Here is a 17,309-nt window from a genome sequence, read left to right as displayed (position 1 = left end):
CCTCACCGCCTCAGTCCGGGCGCTCCTGGCTGAGCAGACCGAGCAGGTTCCCCTCGCTGTCGCGCACGAACGCCTGCCACTCGTCGGTGCCGGCCGAGCCCAGGGTGTCGTCGGCGTGGCTGAAGATGACGTGTGGCTCGCTCTCGACCGGGTGGCCGGCCGCCCGGAGCCGCTCGACCTGGTCGCGGACCGACTCGACCCGCAGGTACAGCACGGCGCTCGGCGCCCCGCGCTCGAGCAGCAGCCGGGTGCCGCCGAGGTCGAAGAAGAGCAGCCCCGGCGGGTCGAAGCGGCCCGTGGGTGGGGCTCCGAGCAGCTCGGCGTAGAACGCCGCCGCGCGGTCGAGGTCGTCGGCGTGCTGCGCCACCTGGCCGAGCTCCATGGGTCCTCCTCAGTGAGATGCCGGCCCCGGGACGAGGGGCAGGCTCAGTTGGGTGTAGCGGGCGACCGGCTCGAAGCCGAGGCGCCGGTTGATCCGGAGCATCGCCACGTTACGGGCGTCGTTGGTCGTGGTGACGAACCGGACGTCGGGCCGCTGTTGTCGCAGGTGGAGCAGAGACGCGCGCTTGACCGCGGCGCCGTACCCGCGGCGACGGGCAGAGGCCACGACGGCGGTGTCCTGGGTGGCGGCGGTCGCGCCGGCCGCCTCGGAGACCCGGATCTCGGTGAAGGCCAGGATCATCCCGTCCTGCTGCACGGTCGAGACGTGGGTCGCCGAGCCCCGCGCCGTCAGGGTCTGCTCCAGGCCGCGGATCCGCTCGCCGGTCCAGACCTCGCGGTCGAACTCCTCCATCGGGGCGTCGTTGATCGCGTCCTTGGCGACGGCGTAGGCCGCCATGAGGTGCTCGGGGGTCGGCGAGACCCACGAGGCGAGGAACGCACCGTCCGGGAGTACGGCGTCGGGGCCGGCCAGCGCGGAGGCCGGCGCGCGGGTCCGGTCGAGCACCTGACGCACGTGGGTGTGGCCGCTGACCGCACCCCGGTGCTCGAGGAACGCCCGCGCCGCAGGGGACGCACACGCGCCGGTGAGGGTGGCCATGCCCGCCGACCGCGCCGCGTCCGTCACCCGCTCGAGGAGTGCCGAGCCCACTCCCTGGCCGCGCAGCGAGGCGGGCACCATCACCTCGCTGGCCGCGGTGGCGTTCGCCTGGCAGGCCAGCCAGGCGGCGCCGACGACGTCGTGGTGGGCATCGCGGGCCAGCCACAGCGAGCGCCGCTCGTCGGCCGGAGGGGAGCGGAACCAGCCCAGGGCGTCCGCCCGGGAGCGGACCGGCAGCAGCGGCGACTCCTCGGCCCGGCACGCGGCCTGGAGCTCGTGCAGGGCGGTGATCGCCTCGTCGTCGGCCTCCGCGCTGTCGGGCCACACGTCGTACGTGGGGAGGCGGGTCATCGGGGCCACCGCTGCCCCGGCGACAACGAACCCCCGACCTGGTGGTCGGGGGTTCGGCTGCACATGGTCGGGCTGACAGGATTTGAACCTGCGGCCTCCTCGTCCCGAACGAGGCGCGCTACCAAACTGCGCCACAGCCCGATCGCCGCGTCCGGCGCGAGCCGGCCGACGAGCCTCGGCGAGCATACCGGGTGCTCCGGGACGCTCCGAATCCCGGTCTCGACAGGTGCCACGGTCCCTCCCTCGTCGTCTCGACTTCGCTCGACCACCGGCCGTCAGGTCAGGGTGAGCAGGGTGGCCTCGGGTCGGCAGGCGACCCGGATCGGGGCGTACGGCGACGTGCCGAGCCCCGCCGACACGTGCAGCCAGGCGGAGCCGGGGTCGCCCGGTGCCGAGTCGGCCGGATGCCGGTGCAGTCCCTTGACCCGGGCCGGCTCGAGGTCGCAGTTGGTCACCAGGGCGCCGTACGCCGGCAGGCAGACCTGGCCGCCGTGGGTGTGCCCGGCGAAGATCGCGTCGTAGCCGTCGCCGGCCAGCTGGTCGAGCACCCGGAGGTACGGCGCGTGGGCGACGCCGATCCGCAGGTCGGCCGCCGCGTCGGCCGGCCCGGCGACGGCGGCGAGGTCGTCGTACTCCAGGTGCGGGTCGTCGACGCCCGCCCACGCGATCTGGAGGTCGCCGACGACCGACGAGTCGCGGCGGTTGGTCAGGTCGAGCCAGCCGGCCTTGGTGAACGAGGCCACGAGGTCGCGCCAGGGGAGCTCGGGGGAGTGGGTGTTGCGGGTGCCGTCGTCGGGCAGGAGGTAGCGCAGCGGGTTGCGCAGGGTCGGGGAGAAGTAGTCGTTCGAGCCGAGGACGAAGACCCCGGGCACGTCCAGCAGCGGGCCGAGCGAGTCGAGCACGGGGGCCAGGGCGTCGGGGTGCGCGAGGTTGTCACCCGTGTTCACCACCAGGTCCGGCTCGAGCGCTGCCAGCGACCGCAGCCACTCCTGCTTGCGGGACTGGCCGGGCGTGACGTGGAGGTCGCTCAGGTGCAGCACCCGCAGCGGCGCGTGTCCCTCGGGCAGGACGGGCATGGTCACGCAGCGCAAGGTGTAGGCCCGGGCCTCCCACACGGCGTACGCCGTGGTGGCGGCCCCGGTGACGGCGCCCAGGCCGAGGGTGCGCAGCAGAAACCGGGAGGGGGTCACCCGGCAAGGCTGCCACAATGGCCCACATGACCACCCCACGGAACCGCTCCTTGCACTTCCACTTCCGCGGGGACCTCGGACGATGAGTGCCCTGAAGGACCGGCTGCGCAGCGACCTCGTCACCTCGATCAAGGCCCGCGACGAGCTCCGCTCCTCCACGATCCGGATGGTGCTCTCGGCGATCACCAACGCCGAGGTCGCCGGCAAGGAGGCCCGGGAGCTCACCGACGACGACGTGATCGGCGTGCTGTCCACGGAGGCGAAGAAGCGCCGCGAGGCCGCCACGGCGTTCGCCGACGCCGGCCGCACCGAGCTCTCAGAGAAGGAGACCGCCGAGGCCGCGGTGATCGCCGACTACCTGCCCGAGCAGCTCGGTGAGGCGGAGATCGCCGAGCTGGTGACGGCGGCGATCGCGCAGACCGGTGCCGCCGGTGAGGGCATGCGGGCGATGGGCAAGGTGATGGGCGTGGTCTCGCCGCAGGTCAAGGGTCGCGCCGACGGAGGCGTCGTCGCTGCGGAGGTACGCCGACAGCTGGGCTAGTGCCCGTGGTGCCCGTTCCCGTGGCCGGGGTTGCCCCCACCGTGGTGATGATGCGTGGGTGGGACGTAGGGGTTGCCGTTGGAGCGGTAGATCGTGATCGCCGTGCCGCTGGCGACCTGCGTGCCTGCACCGGGGTTGGTGTAGGCGACCGTGTCCACGGCGTAGCCGGAGTTGCGGTAGCCACCGTCGGTGACCTGGAAGCCGGCCTGCTTGAGCTCGTTGGCCGCCTGGTCGTAGGGCTGGCCGGAGACGTCGGGCACGGTGGTCTGGACGCCGTTGATGTCTTGGCCGTTGGGCGGGGTGAACGTCGCGTCGGGCAGCCAGTTCTGGATCTGGCTCATCGCGTCGTACCACATCGGGCCGGCGGTCGTGGACCCGTGCGCCACGTCGGTGAACACCCCGCCGATGGTCTGGCCGTTCAGGGTGATCCAGTGCCCCTGGCTGTTGGCTCCGGCGATCATCGAGGCCGTGGCGAGGTTGGGCGTGTAGCCCATGAACCACACCGACATGTTGTTGTCGTTGGTGCCGGTCTTGGCCGCGGACTCCTGGTTGAGGATCAGGTTGGCGCCGAACCCGGTCGGTGACATCACGCCGCGCAGCACGTCGTTCACCGCGTCGGCTACCGGCGCCGCGAGCACCTGCTGGCACTGGGTGGGGTAGGCCTTGAGCTGGTGGCCGTTCGAGTCGTCGATGGAGACCACCGGGCGGGCGTCGCAGTGCAGACCGCGGGCCGCGAAGGTGGCGTAGGCGCCGGCCAGCTCCAGCGGGCTGACCGAGGCGACACCGAGGGTGAACGACGGGACCATCTCGGTCGGGGGGTCGTTGAGGGTGATCCCCATCTTCTTGGCCAGGTGGTATGGCGCGCACAGCCCGGTCTGGAGCTCGAGCTTGGCGAAGAAGGTGTTCACCGACTCCTGGGTGCCGGTGTAGGCGTCCATGGTCCCGGAGATGGTGGAGCTGTGGACGTTCCAGGTGTCGGTGCTGGCGAACGGTCGGTCGCCGCAGACGCGGTACTGGTTCATCGGGATGTTCTCGACCATCGGCGAGGCGATGGTCTCGCTGAGCGGGATGCCCTGGCGGATCGCGGCCGCCAGCACGAACGCCTTGAAGGTCGACCCCGGCTGGAAGCCGGCGGAGTCGCCGTACTTCTGCGGCACGACGTAGTTGAGGAAGGTCTGGCCGGCCTTGGCGTCGCGACCCATCGGTCGCGACTGCGAGAGCGCCTTCACGTCGCCGGTGCCGGGCTGCACCATCGCCAGCGCGCCGATCGCCTGGTTGGTCGGGTAGACGTGCTTGCTGACCGAGGTGTCGGCCGCGCGCTGGTCGCGCAGGCTGATCGTGGTGTGGATCGTCAGGCCGCCGGTGTAGAGCAGCTTCTTGCGAGCGGCGGCGGTCTTGCCCAGGGCCGGGTCGTGCTCGAGGTAGTTGACGACGTAGTCGCAGAAGAAGGGGGCGCTGGAGTTCACGCAGCCGTTGGGCGTCTGCACCGGGTGCAGGCCCAGCGGGAGCTTCTTGTTCTTGTCGGCCTGGTGCTGGGAGATCACGTGCAGCTGGGCCATCCGGTCCAGGACGACGTTGCGGCGCTCGATGGCGTGGGCGGCGTTGGTGATCGGGTCGTAGCCCGTGGGGTTCTTGACCAGGCCGGCCAGCGTCGCACCCTGCACCAGGGTGAGGTCCTTGGCGTTGGTGCCGAAGTAGTGCCGGGCCGCTGCCTGGACGCCGTACGCACCGTCGCCGAAGTAGGCGATGTTGAGGTAGCGCTCGAGGATCCAGTCCTTGGAGTAGTGCTGCTCGAAGGCGATCGCGTAGCGCAGCTCGGTGAGCTTGCGGGCGTAGGTGTCGGCCGTGGCCGCCTTGCGCTCCTTGGCGGTCTTCGCCTGGTTGAGCAGCGTCATCTTGACCATCTGCTGGGTGATCGAGGAGCCACCCTGGACGGTGCCGTTGCTGGCCTGGTTGGTGACCAGGGCGCGCAGCGTGCCCTTCAGGTCGAGGGCACCGTGCTGGTAGAAGCGGTAGTCCTCGATGGCGACGATCGCCTTGGTCATCTTCCGCGAGATCTGGCTCAGCGGGACGTTGATCCGGTTCTGGTCGTAGAGGGTGGCGATCACGTTGCCCGACCCGTCGACGATCTTGGTCTGCTGGGCCAGCGGGTCGGCCTCGAGCTGGGCCGGCAGGTTGTCGACGGTCTTGGACAGCGACTTGGCGCCGATGCCGAGCACCCCCGCGAACGGGATCGCGAGACCGGCCACGACGACCCCCATCACGGCCGCCACGACCGCCATCACGGCCAGATGAGAGGCGATGCGGGAGGCTGGAAGGCGCTCGCCGGGGGGCACTGACATGGGGTCAAGGGTACGTGACGACTACGAACACTGCCCATTTGTGGCCCCCACGGACTAGTCCTTAGGGACTAGGGGAGTCAACCCGGATGAGTCTCCCGCCTGCCGCGGCAGTTCTTTACGTTGGAACACAGACTGAGGCACTCGGAAACGGGTGGCGTCATGGGGACGCTTCTCAGCATGGCGACTGTGGGGAAGCCATTATGTGGAATCAAGACTGGGCAAGCCAGGCCGCGTGCCAGGCGTCATCGCCCGACAAGCTGTTCGTCCGCGGTGCGGAGCAGAACAAGGCCAAGCAGGTTTGCGGTGCGTGCCCGGTACGCACCGAGTGCCTCGCCGAGGCTCTCGACAACCAGATCGAATGGGGCGTCTGGGGCGGGATGACCGAACGCGAACGCCGAGCCCTGCTGCGCCGTCGTCCGAACGCGTCGTGGCGGGTCGTTCTCGAGAGCGCCCGTGAGCAGCACGCCGGTGTGGTCATCAGCGCCTGAGCCGCGCTGACGAAGACACCGGCAGCAACCGGAGAACACCGTCAGGTCGGCCGCTCGCCCGCCAGCAGCGCGCCGACCTGACGGAGTCCGTCCAGGTCGTGCACGTCTCCGGCCAGAGCCGGGACCACGGCCGTGGGCACCTGCGGGTGCGCCACACCGAACCGGCGTTGCAGCATCGCCTCGCGCTCTGCGAGGCGCAGCCGGTCGGCGTGCAGTCGGAGCAGACCGGCGGTCAGTGACTCCGGGTCCTGCTTGCGCAGCCGCTGCGCCGCGGCCATCGCCTCCTCCGCCGAGACGACGTCGGTGGGTGTCGGGCTCGCCCGGTTGACCACCAGCCCGGCCAGCGGCATGTCGTCCTCGCTGAGGCGCTCGACGAAGTACGCCGCCTCGCGCAGCGCGTCGGGCTCCGGCGAGGCCACGACGAGGAACGCCGTACCGTCGGCCTGGAGCAGCTCGAAGGTCTTCTGAGCCCGCTGGCGGAAGCCGCCGAAGAGCGTGTCGAACGCCGCGACGAACGTCTGCATGTCCCTCAGCACCTGCGCACCGAGCACCTTGGTCAGCGCGTTGGTGACCATCGTGAGCCCCGCGGTCATCAGCCGGGCAGGCCCCCGCGCCGGGGCGAGCAGCAGCTTGATGAACCGGCCGTCCAGGAAGCTGGACAGCCGTTCGGGCGCGTCGAGGAAGTCGAGCGCCGAACGCGACGGCGGGGTGTCGACCACGATCAGGTCGTAGGTACCGTCCCGCTGGGCGTCGGTGTGGATCTGGCCGAGCTTCTCCATCGCCATGTACTCCTGCGTGCCGGCGAACGAGCTCGACAGGGCGATGTAGAAGGGGTTCTCCAGGATCTGGCGGGCCTTCTCCGGGCTCGCCTGGCCCTCGACGACCTCGTCGAAGGTGCGCTTCATGTCGAGCATCATCGCGTCGAGGGAGCCGCCGCTCCCGTCGGCCACGACCCCGGCCACCGGCCGCGGGGTGTTGTCGAGGGCCTCGATCCCCATCGACTGCGCCAGCCGCCGTGCGGGGTCGATGGTCAGCACCACGACCCGGCGGCCACGCTCCGCGGCGCGCAGGGCGAGCGCGGCCGACGTGGTGGTCTTGCCGACCCCCCCGCTGCCGCAGCACACGATGATGCCGGTACGCCGGTCGTCGAGCAGGGCGTCGACGTCGAGGTGCCGGCCTCCGGTGACGGTCTGGGGGCCGACCCGGGTGCGGGTACGGCTCGGCTGCCGCTGCGGCCCGCTCATGCCATGCCCTGGTCGCGCAGGAGCCGGGCCAGCTCGTAGAGCCCGCCGAGGTCGATGCCACCGACCAGCCGGGGCAGCTCGTACGACGGCACCTCGAGCTGCTCGACCACGGCCCTTTGGCTGTCCTCGAGCGCCCGCCGCTCCGCGTGGTCGCGCCCCTCGGCGAGCAGACCGGCCACGAGGGTGGCGGTGCCCGGCAGGCCGGCCCCGGTCAGCTCGGCGGCCACCCGCTTCTTGGTCACCTTCCCGGCCCGCAGGGCGGCGAGGTCGTCGGCGTCGAGGTCCCGCGGGCGGACCTGGTTGATCACGACCCCGCCGACCGGGATCCGCTGCTTCCTCAGGTCCGCGATGCCGTCGGCGGTCTCTTGCACCGGCATCTCCTCCAGCACCGTGACGAGGTGGCAGACGGTGCGGGGGGACCGGAACAGCGAGGTGATGGAGTCCGCCTGGCTCTTGATCGGGCCCATCCGGGCCAGCCCGGCCAGCTCGTTGTTGACGCCGAGGAACTGCGCGATCCGGCCGGTCGGGGGAGCGTCCAGCACCACCGCGTCGTACGTCACGGCGTTCTTCTTCCGGGCGTTGCGGACGGTCGCCTCGTAGACCTTGCCGGTCAGCAGCACGTCACGCACGCCCGGGGCGATCGTCGTCGCGAACTCGACGACGCCGAAGCGGTCGAGCGCCTTCCCGGCGCGGCCGAGCTTGTAGTACATGGCGAGGTACTCCAGCAGCGCCGACTCTGGATCGATGTGCAGGGCGTGGACCACACCGCCGCGCTCGCCTTGGGCGCCGACCAGACCGGTGGCGACGCGGCGCTCGGCGTAGGGCAGCGGCTCGACGTCGAACATCCGGGCGATGCCCTGCCGACCCTCCACCTCGCACAGCAGCACGTTGCGGCCGGTCGACGCCAGGGCCAGGGCCAGGGCCGCGGCGACCGTCGACTTCCCGGTGCCGCCCTTGCCGGTGACGATGTGCAGGCGCACCTTCGAGAAGTCGGGGGTGGCCACGGTCCGAGCGTAATGGGAAAGCCTTGGCCGACTTCGGGGCGGTCGGGCGTCCGCGGCGCTACCGTCTTCCGGGGGGAAGTACCGATGGACTGGACCAGGCTCGACGTCGACGGACGCGTCACCGCGCTGCGCGGCGACGTCTGCGCGGGCATCACCGCGGACGGCGCCGCCTTCGTCGCCCTGCTCACCGGCCCCGAACCCGGGGCCACCGTGGTCGACGCGGTGGACCTGGACTCGTTCGGTGTCATCGGACTCTCAGGAGACGACGCCACTTGGCTGACCGGGCGCGGCGCCGACGGCCAGCTGCACCTGTGGCAGGTGGCTGCTCCGCACGTGCTCGGCGAGCGCTCGCTGGAGACCACCGGCGCGGCCTGGGCCGCTCCGGTCCTCGACACCCGGGCGACGGCGATGCTGGTCGCCACCCTGGCCGACGGCGGGTGGAGGCTCCGGGCCCACGCGATCTCCGAAGGTGCGCGCGACGGCGAGCCGAGAGGTCGGGCCCTGCGGCTGGGTGGCCCACCCGATGCCGCCCTCGCCTTCGGCTTCCACGCGGGCGGCCCGATCACGGTGGCCGGGCTGGTCGGTGACGCCGACGACCCGCCGGTCGCCGCGTGGCTGGTCGACCCCGAGGCCGACGCCCGGACCTCGGACGCCGCCGACTGGCGTCGCGTGCACCTGTCCCCGGCGCCGAGCGAGCTGTCCTCGGTCGGCGTGGGGGCCGGTGGCCGGCGGACCTGGGTCGCCGGGCGGCACGAACGCAAGCCGGTGGTCTACGAGATCCTGTCCCTGCCCTTCCGCGGACTGGTGCGCAGCACGACGCTGACCCTTCCGGTGCTCACGTTGTCCGACGCAGTCGTCGACGGACCCGATCGGCCGGTCGTGCTGGTCGACTCCACCGACGGTGACCACCCCGTGTTCCTGGTCGCCACGGTCGACGGCAACCGGCTGTGCTGGAACGCCGAGGGCACCTGGAAGGCCCACCCGGTGCCCGACGGGCGGCTGCGGGCCGCGGGTCTGGCGGGTGGCCGGATTCATGTTCTGGTCGACAGCGTCGTGTGGTCGCTGCCGGACCCGACGGGCGGCTGACCACCCCGCCCCACGACGTACTCCCACGGGCGGTGGCAGGATCAGCCCAGGAGGTGCGTGGATGGACAAGGTCGTGGCGAGCGCAGCAGAGGCGGTGGCCGACATCCCCGACGGTGCCCGTCTGTCGGTGGGTGGCTTCGGGCTGTGCGGGGTGCCGTCGGTGCTGATCGACGCGGTGCTCGACGCCGGGGTCGGTGACCTCGAGGCGGTGTCGAACAACTGCGGCGTCGACGAGTGGGGTCTCGGCCGCCTGCTGATGGCCAAGCGGCTGCGACGGATGATCTCCTCCTACGTCGGGGAGAACAAGGAGTTCGCCCGGCAGTACCTCTCCGGCGAGCTCGAGGTCGAGCTGACCCCACAGGGGACGCTGGCCGAGCGGATGCGCGCCGGCGGCTCCGGGATCCCGGCGTTCTTCACCGCCACCGGCGGCGGCACCCAGGTCGCCGAGGGCGGCCTCCCCTGGAAGTACGACGCCGAAGGCAACGTGATCGTCTCCTCGCCACCCAAGGAGACCCGTGACTTCGTGACCAACGGGGAGAGCCGCGAGTACGTGCTCGAGGAGGCGATCATCGCCGACTTCGGCCTGGTCCGGGCCTGGAAGGGCGACCGGCACGGCAACCTCGTCTACCGCGAGTCCGCCCGCAACTTCAACCCGCTGGCCGCGATGTGCGGGCGGGTCACGATCGCCGAGGTCGAGCACCTGGTCGAGCCCGGCGAGATCCCGCCCGAGGACGTCCACACGCCCGGGGTCTACGTGCAGCGCGTGGTCGCCCTGACCCCCGAGCAGGCCGCTGACAAGAAGATCGAGAAGCGCACCACCCGACCGCGACCGGAGGCGACCCCGGTGGTCGAGCGAAGTCGAGGCCACGAAGGGACGGTCGGCTGATGTCGTGGACCCGTGAGGAGATGGCGGCCCGGGCCGCCTCGGAGCTGACCGACGGCTCCTACGTCAACCTCGGCATCGGGCTGCCGACGTTGGTGCCCAACTACGTCGCCGACGACGTCGAGCTCGTGCTGCAGTCGGAGAACGGCATCCTCGGGGTCGGCGCCTACCCCTATGAGGGTGACGAGGACCCCGACCTGATCAATGCCGGCAAGGAGACCGTGACCTTGCGCAAGGGGGCGTCGTTCTTCGACTCCGCGACGTCGTTCGGGATGATCCGCGGCGGCAAGATCGACGCCGCGATCCTGGGCGCCATGCAGGTCTCGGAGAAGGGCGACATCGCCAACTGGATGATCCCCGGGAAGATGGTCAAGGGGATGGGCGGTGCGATGGACCTGGTCCACGGCGCCAAGCGGGTGATCGTGCTGATGGAGCACGTCGCCAAGGACGGCTCGAAGAAGATCCTCCTCGAGTGCGACCTGCCCTACACCGGCCGCGGCGTGGTCCAGCGGATCATCACCGACCTGTGCGTCCTCGACGTCACCCCGGAGGGGCTCCGGCTGGTCGAGCTCGCCCCCGGCGTCACCGAGGACGAGGTCCGCGAGAAGACCGAGCCGCAGATCCTGGTCTGACCCGACCGCCCTACACCTGCCTGGACCAGCCCCGGTCCGGCGGGGTTCGAAATCCGTAAGGTCTCCGGCCCACCGATCGGTCCCTCCGCACCGAAGACTGTGTGACGCCCCTCACACGAGGGGTGGTGGACACCTTGGAGGGGCACAGCAATGACCGAGACCAGCAGAAGGAAGCTCATCGTCGCCGCCGGCGCGGGAGCGGCAGTAGGGGGCGTCGCGCTCACCAGCGGCCGCGCGGCCGCAGCAACGGCGACCCGCCACCCGGACAGCGCCCACGAGACCGTCGTGGCCTACGTGAAGGACCACCGGTCCGCCGAGCTGCGGCTCATGGTCGGCGAGCGCGAGGTCGTCGTCCACGACCGCGACCTCGTCACCCGGATCCTCAACGCCGCGGGAGGCCAGTGATGTCGTCGCACCGCGAAGCCCCCGAGACCGCCAAGGACCCCGTGGCCGACGGCACCGACACCTACGCGTTCGTCAGCCCGAGCCGGCCCAAGTCGGTGACCTTCATCGCCAACTTCATCCCGTTCCAGAACCCCGACGGCGGGCCGAACTTCTACGAGTTCGGTGACGACGTCGCCTACGACATCCACGTCTCCAACAAGGAGACGGGCGAGGCGGACATCACCTACCGGTTCCGGTTCCACACCGTGGTCCGCAACCCGGCGTCGTTCCTCTACAACACCGGCCAGATCACCAGCCTGTCCGACCCGCACTGGAACCGGCCCCAGTACTACTCGCTGACCCGGATCAAGAACGGGCGTCACAAGGTCCTGGCCGAGAAGCTGGCCTGCCCGCCGGTCAACGTCGGGCCGCGCAGCACCCCGAACTACGGCGCTCTCGCCGCCGCCGCGGTGCACAAGGTCGGCAAGCGCCGGGTCTTCGCCGGCCAGCGTGCCGACGCCTTCCACGTCGACCTGGGCAGCATCTTCGACCTCGGTGCGCTGCGGCCCTTCCAGGCCGCGCACATCATCCCGTCCGCCGCTGCGGTCGGGGTGAACTCGCTGCAGTCCTACAACGTCCACTCGATCGCGTTGCAGGTGCCGATCGCGGAGGTCACCCGGCACAACACCACGCCCACCGACCCGACCAAGCCGGGCGCGGTGATCGGGGTCTGGGCCACCGCCAGCCGACGCAAGTCGCGGGTGCTGGACCAGGCCAAGGGCAAGTACGTCGGGCACGGCCCCTTCGAGCAGGTCTCCCGGCTGGGCAACCCGCTGTTCAACGAGGTGCTGGTCCCGATGGGCCTCAAGGACCAGTGGAACGTCCGGGCACCCAGCGGCGACAAGAAGTTCGCGTCGTACGTCAACCACCCGGAGCTGGCCAAGCTGCTTCCGTTCCTCTACCCGGGGGTCTTCCCCAACCTGGCGGGCTACTCCAAGAAGCGGGCCGACCTCAACGCCATCCTGCTGACCGGCATCCCGTCCGGGATCGTGCCCGGCTTCCAGAACTACACGGGCCCGGTCGAGGCGGACATGCTGCGGCTCAACGTGGCGATCCCGCCCGCGTCGAGCCCCAACAGCCTCGGTGTGGTGGGCGGCGACCTGGCGGGCTGGCCGAACGGGCGCCGCGTGGACGACGACGTCGTCACGATCGCGCTGCGCGCGGTGGCGGGGGTCACGATCCCGCTGGTGGACCCGGGCTACACCCCCGACGGTGCGGCCGGAGCCGTCACCGACGGCACGACGAACACCAACGCGGCCTCGACGCCGACCTTCCCGTTCCTCGGCGACCCGGGCGGCGGCTACCAGACCAAGCCCGGAACGACCCAGGCGTCATGAGCGCGCCGGCGTCGGTCGAGAACCCGTTCGCCGGGCAGGGCGCGGTCCTGCTCGACATCGGTGGCGACGTCGGTGCCCTCGTGGTCACCATGCCGGACCGGATGCTCGGCACCGAGGTCGAGATCCGGCCGGTCGGGTCGAAGGCGGCCCACGGGCATGCCCACAGTCACGGGCAGGCCCACGGACACGGGCACGGGCACAGTCACGATCACGATCACGGCTCGGGCGAGCACCTCGCCCACGTCGCGGTGGTGAACCGGCCCGTGGGCGGTGACGCCCACGTGCCGTCCCTGGTGTTCCCGGAGCTGGTGACCGGGCGCTACGAGCTGTTCGAGAAGGGGGACGGCGAGCACGTCGTCCTCGAGGCGGAGGTCACCGGGGGCGAGGTCACGACCCTGGCCTGGCCCCGCTGAGGGGTCAGGTCGCGGTCTTTGCCCGGAGCGCCCAATCCGGGACGACCGTTGTGCCGAACTGCAGAGGCGAGCCGCGTGGGGCGGCCCGCGTCGGCAGCGGATCCGGGGGGACCGCTGCCGGGTTCGGGAGTGGCTCCGCAGGCCGGGACGGCCCGCGGAGCCACACCCCTGACCGGGAGTAGGGTCGCGCCATGACCCAGATCCAACGGTGGGAGTACCTCACTGCCCCGATCCTCACCCACGCGGCCAAGCAGATCCTCGACAACTTCGGGGCCGACGGCTGGGAGCTCGTCCAGGTGGCGCCGGGGATGAACCCGGAGAACCTCGTCGGCTACTTCAAGCGTCCCGTGGACGCCTCGTGAGTGCCGTCGAGGACCGGCTCGCCGAGCTCGGGATGAGCGTCCCCGAGGTCGCGGCGCCTGTCGCGGCCTACGTGCCGGCGGTCCGGTCGGGGTCGCAGGTCTTCACCTCGGGCCAGCTGCCGATGCGGTCGGGCCAGCTGATCGCGACCGGCAAGGTCGGCGCGGAGATCTCGCCCGAGGAGGGCGTCGCCTGCGCCCAGCAGTGCGCGCTGAACGCGATCGCGGCGGTGAAGTCGCAGATCGGTGACCTCGACCAGGTCGCGCGGATCGTCAAGGTCGTGGTCTTCGTCGCCTCGGCGCCGGACTTCACCGGACAGCCCCAGGTCGCCAACGGCGCCTCGGAGCTGCTCGGTACGGCGTTCGGTGACGCAGGCGTGCACGCGCGCTCGGCCGTCGGGGTCGCCGTACTCCCGCTGGACGCCCCGGTCGAGGTGGAGCTCCTCGTCGAGGTCGCGACCTCGCCCGACCACCAGGCCTGACCGGTGCGGGTGAGCCTGCCTCCCCAGCTGGTCGACGAGGCTCGCGCGTTCGCGGACGGTTCGCGGACGCCGGTGGAGCCGCGCGACGCGGCCACCGTGGTGCTGATGCGACCCGGCGACGCCGGGCCCGAGGTCTATCTGCTCCGTCGGCAGACCTCGATGGCCTTCGCGGGCGGCATGTGCGTCTTCCCGGGTGGCGGTGTCGACGAGCGGGACTTCGACCACACGGTGGCCTGGGCCGGCCCGCCACCGGCCACGTGGGCCCTGCGGCTCGGTGCCTCCGAGGAGCTGGCCCGCGCGCTGGTCTGTGCGGCGGTCCGCGAGACCTTCGAGGAGTCGGGGGTGCTGCTGGCCGGCCCGTCGGCCGACGAGGTCGTCGCCGACACCACCGGTGCCGACTGGGAGGCCGACCGGCTGGCGCTGGAGGGGAAGGACCTCTCGTTCACCGACTTCCTCGACCGCCGCGGGCTGGTGCTGCGCAGCGACCTGCTCGGCGCCTGGTCGGGCTGGTGCACACCTGTCTTCGAGCCACGGCGCTTCCGCGCCAGGTTCTTCGTCGCGGCGCTGCCGGCCGGCCAGCGCACCCGCGACGTGTCGACCGAGTCGTCGTCGGTGACCTGGCTGGGCGCGGGGGAAGCCTGCGACCGGGTGGACGCCGGCGAGCTCGGGATGCTGCCGCCGACCTACCTGACCTGCCTGGAGATCGCCCAGCACGCCAGCCCTGTCGACGTGCTCGCCGCTGCGGGTGACCGGGTCGTCGAGATCTTCACCCCCGAGGTCGAGGGCAGAGGTGCCGGCGCCACGTTGTCCGCCCCGGCCCATCTGGCTCCTCTGGTCGAGGCGCGGCTCGAATGACCTGGTCGCGCGGCGGCGTCGGGACGCTCGGTCACTGCCTGCTCGCGCCCAACGCCTCGCCGATGACCCTGGACGGCACCAACACCTGGGTGCTGCGGGCGCCGGAGGGCCGCTCGATCGTGGTCGACCCCGGACCTCCCGACCCGGCCCACCTCGACGCGGTCGCGGCTGCGGCCGGCGACGTCGCGGTGGTCCTCCTGACCCACCACCACCTCGACCACTCGGAGGCGGCGCGGTCCTTCGCCGAGCGGATGGGCTGCGGGGTGCGCGCGCTCGACCCGGGAATGCGGCTCGGCTCCGAGGGTCTGGGTGACGGAGACGTGGTGGCCGTCGGTGACCTGGAGGTGCACGTCGTGGCGACGCCCGGCCACACCGCCGACTCCCTGTCGTTCGTGGTCCCGTCCGAGCGCGCGGTGCTCACCGGAGACACGGTCCTGGGCCGCGGCACCACCGTCGTGGCCCATCCCGACGGCGAGCTCGGGGCCTATCTGTCCTCCCTCGACCGGCTGCACGCTCTTGCCGAGGCGCACGAGATCGAGACGGTCTGGCCGGGACACGGCCCGGTCATCGACCGCGCCCTGCCTGTCCTCGAGCACTACCGGGCGCACCGTCGCGAGCGGCTCGATCAGGTGCGCGACGCCCTCCGGGTTCTCCGAGCCGAGGGCACGCCGTACGACGACGCACTGCCGGGCCGCGTCGTCGAGATCGTGTACGCCGACGTCGACCCGGTGCTGTGGCCCGCAGCCGAGCTGTCGGTGCGCGCCCAGCTCGCCTACCTCGACCGCCGGTGACCTCGGGAGCGGGGTTGCCGCTCTTGACTGCCGGCGTCCGTGGGGAGTACTGACTCGACCATGTGTGGGGACGGCCCGTTCACCCGGCCCTCCGAGGTCGAGGACCTCATCGGACGCCTGGACGCGATGCTGACGCCCGGGGGACGTCGCACGTTGGACGAGTTCGTGCCCGAGCCCGGCGACGTCTTCATCACGACCCCACCCAAGTGCGGCACCACCTGGATGCAGCAGATCGTCCACGGACTGCGCAGCGGCGGGTCCATGGACTTCGCGAACATCAACGAGGTCGTCCCCTGGCTCGGGATGTCGCACGTCGACCCGGACGCCGCACGCGCGGCCCAGCACCCTCGTCGACCGCATGTGTTCAAGTCCCACGCCGGGCTCGACGGCGTGCCGCCCGGTGCTCGGTACATCGTGGTGCTCCGCGACCCTGCCGATGCGTTGGTCTCGCACTACCGCTTCTTCGCGGGATCGTTCCTCGACGCGGACCGCCTCGACTTCGAGACCTTCGCCCGCGACTTCTTCCTGCCACGGTGTGAGGTGCACCAGCACGTGGCGGCGGCGTGGCCACGACGGGACGACCCCGACGTGCGGATCTTCTGCTACGAGTCGATGGTGGCCGACCTTCCCGGAACCGTCGCCGCGGTGGCCGCCTTCCTTAGCATCCCCCTGACGGACGAGCTACGGGAAGTCGTGGTGGCGCAGGCCCGGCTCGGCTTCATGAAGCAGCACGAGTCCAAGTTCGACGACGCGCTGCTCTTCGAGTCCGTCCGGCACCGGATGCGCCTGCCGCCCGCGTCATCACTGTCCAAGGTGGCGCCTGACGGGGTCGGCGCCCAGCGGCAGGCCGTGTCCGTCGAGCTGCACCGGGAGCTCGACACCGCCTGGCGGACGAGGGTGACTCCGAGGACCGGACTGACGTCGTACGCCGACCTGCGGGCCGCCTTGGACGCCTCACCTCCGGCACGGTGACGCCATCGCCGAGCAGCGGGCGGAAGGCCGAGAGCGCAGAGCGGTCAGCGGGCGCGGCGGCGGAGGCGGTCGACCTCCATGATCACGACCGAGCGCGGCTCGAGCCGCAGCCAGCCGCGCGAGGCGAAGTCGGCGAGCGCCTTGTTGACGGTCTCGCGGGAGGCGCCCACCAGCTGGGCGAGCTCCTCCTGGGTCAGGTCGTGGTGGACGTGGACGCCGTCGTCGGCCGTCCGGCCGAAGCGGTCGGCGAGGTCGAGCAGCGCCTTGGCCACGCGGCCGGGCACGTCGGAGAAGACCAGGTCGGCGACCACGTCGTTGGCCTTGCGCAGCCGGCCCGCCAGCTGGGCGAGCAGACCCCGGGCCACGGCCGGGCGGCCGTCGAGCCAGCGCAGGAGGTCGTCGTGGGTCAGCGAGAGGAACGTCGCGTCGGTGACGGCGGTGACGGTCGCCGAGCGGGGGCCGGGATCGAACAGCGAGAGCTCGCCGAACATCTGACCCGGGCCGAGGATGGCCAGGAGGTTCTCCCGGCCGTCGCTGGAGGTGCGGCCGAGCTTGATCTTGCCGTCGAGCACGACGTAGGCCCGGTCTCCGGCGTCCCCCTCGTGGAAGAGCACGTCTCCGCGACGCAGCTTGGACTCGCTCATCGAGCCGCGCAGAGCGGTGGCGGCCTCGTCGTCCAGGGCACTGAACAGCGGTGCCTGACGCAGTACCTCGTTGTCCACGGACTTCCTCCATCGCCCGCTCCGGCGCGCCCGTACGTCGGGCGCGCTCGCCGGCCTGCCTGATCCTATCCAGAGTGCCTCAGGTCACACCCACCCCTTGGTAGAAGGGAGGGGGTGGCGGTGGCCCCCCGTAG

20 protein-coding genes and 1 tRNA gene are annotated in these 17,309 nt (G+C 71.5%); 13 read left to right on the top strand and 8 right to left on the bottom strand.

Annotated elements, in window-relative coordinates; genetic code table 11:
• Positions 1 to 10: 10 nt before the first annotated feature.
• The 4 genes from E3N83_RS13380 to E3N83_RS13365 form a co-directional block, all read right to left on the bottom strand.
• On the bottom strand, positions 11 to 382 hold the full coding sequence (locus tag E3N83_RS13380) for a VOC family protein (protein WP_151083712.1): 372 nt from the start codon (positions 380 to 382) through the stop codon (positions 11 to 13).
• A 9-nt stretch (positions 383 to 391) separates the two neighbouring features.
• On the bottom strand, positions 392 to 1,390 hold the full coding sequence (locus E3N83_RS13375; RefSeq protein ID WP_151083711.1) for a GNAT family N-acetyltransferase: 999 nt from the start codon (positions 1,388 to 1,390) through the stop codon (positions 392 to 394).
• 64 nt (positions 1,391 to 1,454) lie between these two features.
• Positions 1,455 to 1,531, bottom strand: a tRNA-Pro gene (locus E3N83_RS13370).
• 134 nt (positions 1,532 to 1,665) lie between these two features.
• Positions 1,666 to 2,580 carry a metallophosphoesterase gene (locus E3N83_RS13365; RefSeq protein ID WP_238342900.1) on the bottom strand — a complete coding sequence of 305 codons (915 nt, stop codon included), beginning with the start codon at positions 2,578 to 2,580 and terminating at the stop codon, positions 1,666 to 1,668.
• Between the two features lie 82 nt (positions 2,581 to 2,662).
• Between E3N83_RS13365 and E3N83_RS13360 the strand changes: the two genes are divergently transcribed.
• A complete protein-coding gene (locus tag E3N83_RS13360) occupies positions 2,663 to 3,121 on the top strand; it encodes a GatB/YqeY domain-containing protein (protein ID WP_151083710.1) in 459 nt (152 codons plus the stop codon).
• Here the strand turns inward: E3N83_RS13360 and E3N83_RS13355 are convergent.
• On the bottom strand, positions 3,118 to 5,463 hold the full coding sequence (locus E3N83_RS13355) for a penicillin-binding protein (RefSeq protein ID WP_151083709.1): 2,346 nt from the start codon (positions 5,461 to 5,463) through the stop codon (positions 3,118 to 3,120). The two genes, E3N83_RS13360 and E3N83_RS13355, sit on opposite strands and share 4 nt — an antisense overlap.
• A 200-nt stretch (positions 5,464 to 5,663) precedes the next feature.
• Between E3N83_RS13355 and E3N83_RS13350 the strand changes: the two genes are divergently transcribed.
• Positions 5,664 to 5,951, top strand: coding sequence for a WhiB family transcriptional regulator (locus tag E3N83_RS13350; protein ID WP_151083708.1), 288 nt, complete (start codon positions 5,664 to 5,666; stop codon positions 5,949 to 5,951).
• A gap of 41 nt (positions 5,952 to 5,992) precedes the next feature.
• On the opposite strand, the gene bagB is transcribed toward E3N83_RS13350, so the two are convergent.
• Together bagB and bagA are read right to left on the bottom strand one after the other, a co-directional pair.
• Complete coding sequence (bagB, locus tag E3N83_RS13345) at positions 5,993 to 7,195, bottom strand: ArsA family ATPase (protein WP_151083707.1); 1,203 nt, start codon at positions 7,193 to 7,195, stop codon at positions 5,993 to 5,995.
• The gene (gene bagA, locus E3N83_RS13340) at positions 7,192 to 8,199 is read right to left on the bottom strand and encodes an ATPase BagA (RefSeq protein ID WP_238342899.1); all 1,008 of its coding nucleotides are present in this window, start codon (positions 8,197 to 8,199) and stop codon (positions 7,192 to 7,194) included. The genes bagB and bagA overlap by 4 nt, the downstream gene beginning before the upstream one ends.
• 84 nt (positions 8,200 to 8,283) lie before the next feature.
• Between bagA and E3N83_RS13335 the strand changes: the two genes are divergently transcribed.
• From E3N83_RS13335 to E3N83_RS13290, 11 genes are all read left to right on the top strand, one after another.
• Complete coding sequence (locus E3N83_RS13335) at positions 8,284 to 9,285, top strand: hypothetical protein (RefSeq protein WP_151083706.1); 1,002 nt, start codon at positions 8,284 to 8,286, stop codon at positions 9,283 to 9,285.
• 61 nt (positions 9,286 to 9,346) lie between these two features.
• The gene (locus E3N83_RS13330) at positions 9,347 to 10,171 is read left to right on the top strand and encodes a CoA transferase subunit A (RefSeq protein ID WP_151083705.1); all 825 of its coding nucleotides are present in this window, start codon (positions 9,347 to 9,349) and stop codon (positions 10,169 to 10,171) included.
• Positions 10,171 to 10,800, top strand: coding sequence for a CoA transferase subunit B (locus tag E3N83_RS13325; RefSeq protein ID WP_151083704.1), 630 nt, complete (start codon positions 10,171 to 10,173; stop codon positions 10,798 to 10,800). Before E3N83_RS13330 ends, E3N83_RS13325 begins: the two co-directional genes overlap by 1 nt.
• Positions 10,801 to 10,950: 150 nt before the next feature.
• Positions 10,951 to 11,205, top strand: coding sequence for a hypothetical protein (locus E3N83_RS13320; protein ID WP_151083703.1), 255 nt, complete (start codon positions 10,951 to 10,953; stop codon positions 11,203 to 11,205).
• A complete protein-coding gene (locus E3N83_RS13315) occupies positions 11,205 to 12,581 on the top strand; it encodes a DUF4331 domain-containing protein (protein WP_151083702.1) in 1,377 nt (458 codons plus the stop codon). The genes E3N83_RS13320 and E3N83_RS13315 overlap by 1 nt, the downstream gene beginning before the upstream one ends.
• Entirely contained in the window at positions 12,578 to 12,994 is a 417-nt protein-coding gene (locus E3N83_RS13310) for a hypothetical protein (RefSeq protein WP_151083701.1), read from the top strand. Before E3N83_RS13315 ends, E3N83_RS13310 begins: the two co-directional genes overlap by 4 nt.
• Positions 12,995 to 13,194: 200 nt before the next feature.
• Positions 13,195 to 13,356: a Sp36 family protein gene (locus E3N83_RS19585; protein WP_238343187.1), complete on the top strand. Its 162-nt coding sequence runs from the start codon at positions 13,195 to 13,197 to the stop codon at positions 13,354 to 13,356.
• Entirely contained in the window at positions 13,353 to 13,835 is a 483-nt protein-coding gene (locus E3N83_RS13305) for a RidA family protein (protein WP_151083700.1), read from the top strand. Before E3N83_RS19585 ends, E3N83_RS13305 begins: the two co-directional genes overlap by 4 nt.
• 9 nt (positions 13,836 to 13,844) lie before the next feature.
• Complete coding sequence (locus tag E3N83_RS13300) at positions 13,845 to 14,690, top strand: NUDIX hydrolase (protein ID WP_238342898.1); 846 nt, start codon at positions 13,845 to 13,847, stop codon at positions 14,688 to 14,690.
• Entirely contained in the window at positions 14,687 to 15,481 is a 795-nt protein-coding gene (locus E3N83_RS13295; protein ID WP_151083698.1) for an MBL fold metallo-hydrolase, read from the top strand. Before E3N83_RS13300 ends, E3N83_RS13295 begins: the two co-directional genes overlap by 4 nt.
• Before the next feature lie 60 nt (positions 15,482 to 15,541).
• Positions 15,542 to 16,453 (top strand): sulfotransferase domain-containing protein, encoded by a 912-nt coding sequence (locus tag E3N83_RS13290; protein ID WP_151083697.1) that lies wholly within the window; start codon positions 15,542 to 15,544, stop codon positions 16,451 to 16,453.
• Positions 16,454 to 16,497: 44 nt separating this feature from the next.
• On the opposite strand, the gene E3N83_RS13285 is transcribed toward E3N83_RS13290, so the two are convergent.
• The gene (locus tag E3N83_RS13285) at positions 16,498 to 17,175 is read right to left on the bottom strand and encodes a Crp/Fnr family transcriptional regulator (protein WP_151083696.1); all 678 of its coding nucleotides are present in this window, start codon (positions 17,173 to 17,175) and stop codon (positions 16,498 to 16,500) included.
• Positions 17,176 to 17,309: the final 134 nt, after the last annotated feature.

The sequence above is a fragment of the Nocardioides cynanchi genome (assembly GCF_008761635.1).
Taxonomy (GTDB): Bacteria; Actinomycetota; Actinomycetes; order Propionibacteriales; family Nocardioidaceae; genus Nocardioides; species Nocardioides cynanchi.
Note: the sequence above shows the minus strand (reverse complement) of the source record. Positions and strands in the feature narration are given on the sequence as shown.

Excerpts from the sequence above, each read along its gene's own strand:
- E3N83_RS13295 (WP_151083698.1), top strand. The coding sequence starts at position 14,687 with ATGACCTGGTCGCGCGGCGGCGTCGGGACGCTCGGTCACTGCCTGCTC.
- E3N83_RS13360 (WP_151083710.1), top strand. The coding sequence starts at position 2,663 with ATGAGTGCCCTGAAGGACCGGCTGCGCAGCGACCTCGTCACCTCGATC.
- E3N83_RS13315 (WP_151083702.1), top strand. The coding sequence starts at position 11,205 with ATGTCGTCGCACCGCGAAGCCCCCGAGACCGCCAAGGACCCCGTGGCC.
- E3N83_RS13310 (WP_151083701.1), top strand. The coding sequence starts at position 12,578 with ATGAGCGCGCCGGCGTCGGTCGAGAACCCGTTCGCCGGGCAGGGCGCG.
- E3N83_RS13375 (WP_151083711.1), bottom strand. The coding sequence starts at position 1,390 with ATGACCCGCCTCCCCACGTACGACGTGTGGCCCGACAGCGCGGAGGCC.
- E3N83_RS13355 (WP_151083709.1), bottom strand. The coding sequence starts at position 5,463 with ATGTCAGTGCCCCCCGGCGAGCGCCTTCCAGCCTCCCGCATCGCCTCT.
- bagB (WP_151083707.1), bottom strand. The coding sequence starts at position 7,195 with ATGAGCGGGCCGCAGCGGCAGCCGAGCCGTACCCGCACCCGGGTCGGC.
- E3N83_RS13380 (WP_151083712.1), bottom strand. The coding sequence starts at position 382 with ATGGAGCTCGGCCAGGTGGCGCAGCACGCCGACGACCTCGACCGCGCG.
- E3N83_RS13325 (WP_151083704.1), top strand. The coding sequence starts at position 10,171 with ATGTCGTGGACCCGTGAGGAGATGGCGGCCCGGGCCGCCTCGGAGCTG.
- E3N83_RS13320 (WP_151083703.1), top strand. The coding sequence starts at position 10,951 with ATGACCGAGACCAGCAGAAGGAAGCTCATCGTCGCCGCCGGCGCGGGA.
- E3N83_RS13330 (WP_151083705.1), top strand. The coding sequence starts at position 9,347 with ATGGACAAGGTCGTGGCGAGCGCAGCAGAGGCGGTGGCCGACATCCCC.
- E3N83_RS13350 (WP_151083708.1), top strand. The coding sequence starts at position 5,664 with ATGTGGAATCAAGACTGGGCAAGCCAGGCCGCGTGCCAGGCGTCATCG.
- E3N83_RS13335 (WP_151083706.1), top strand. The coding sequence starts at position 8,284 with ATGGACTGGACCAGGCTCGACGTCGACGGACGCGTCACCGCGCTGCGC.
- E3N83_RS13290 (WP_151083697.1), top strand. The coding sequence starts at position 15,542 with ATGTGTGGGGACGGCCCGTTCACCCGGCCCTCCGAGGTCGAGGACCTC.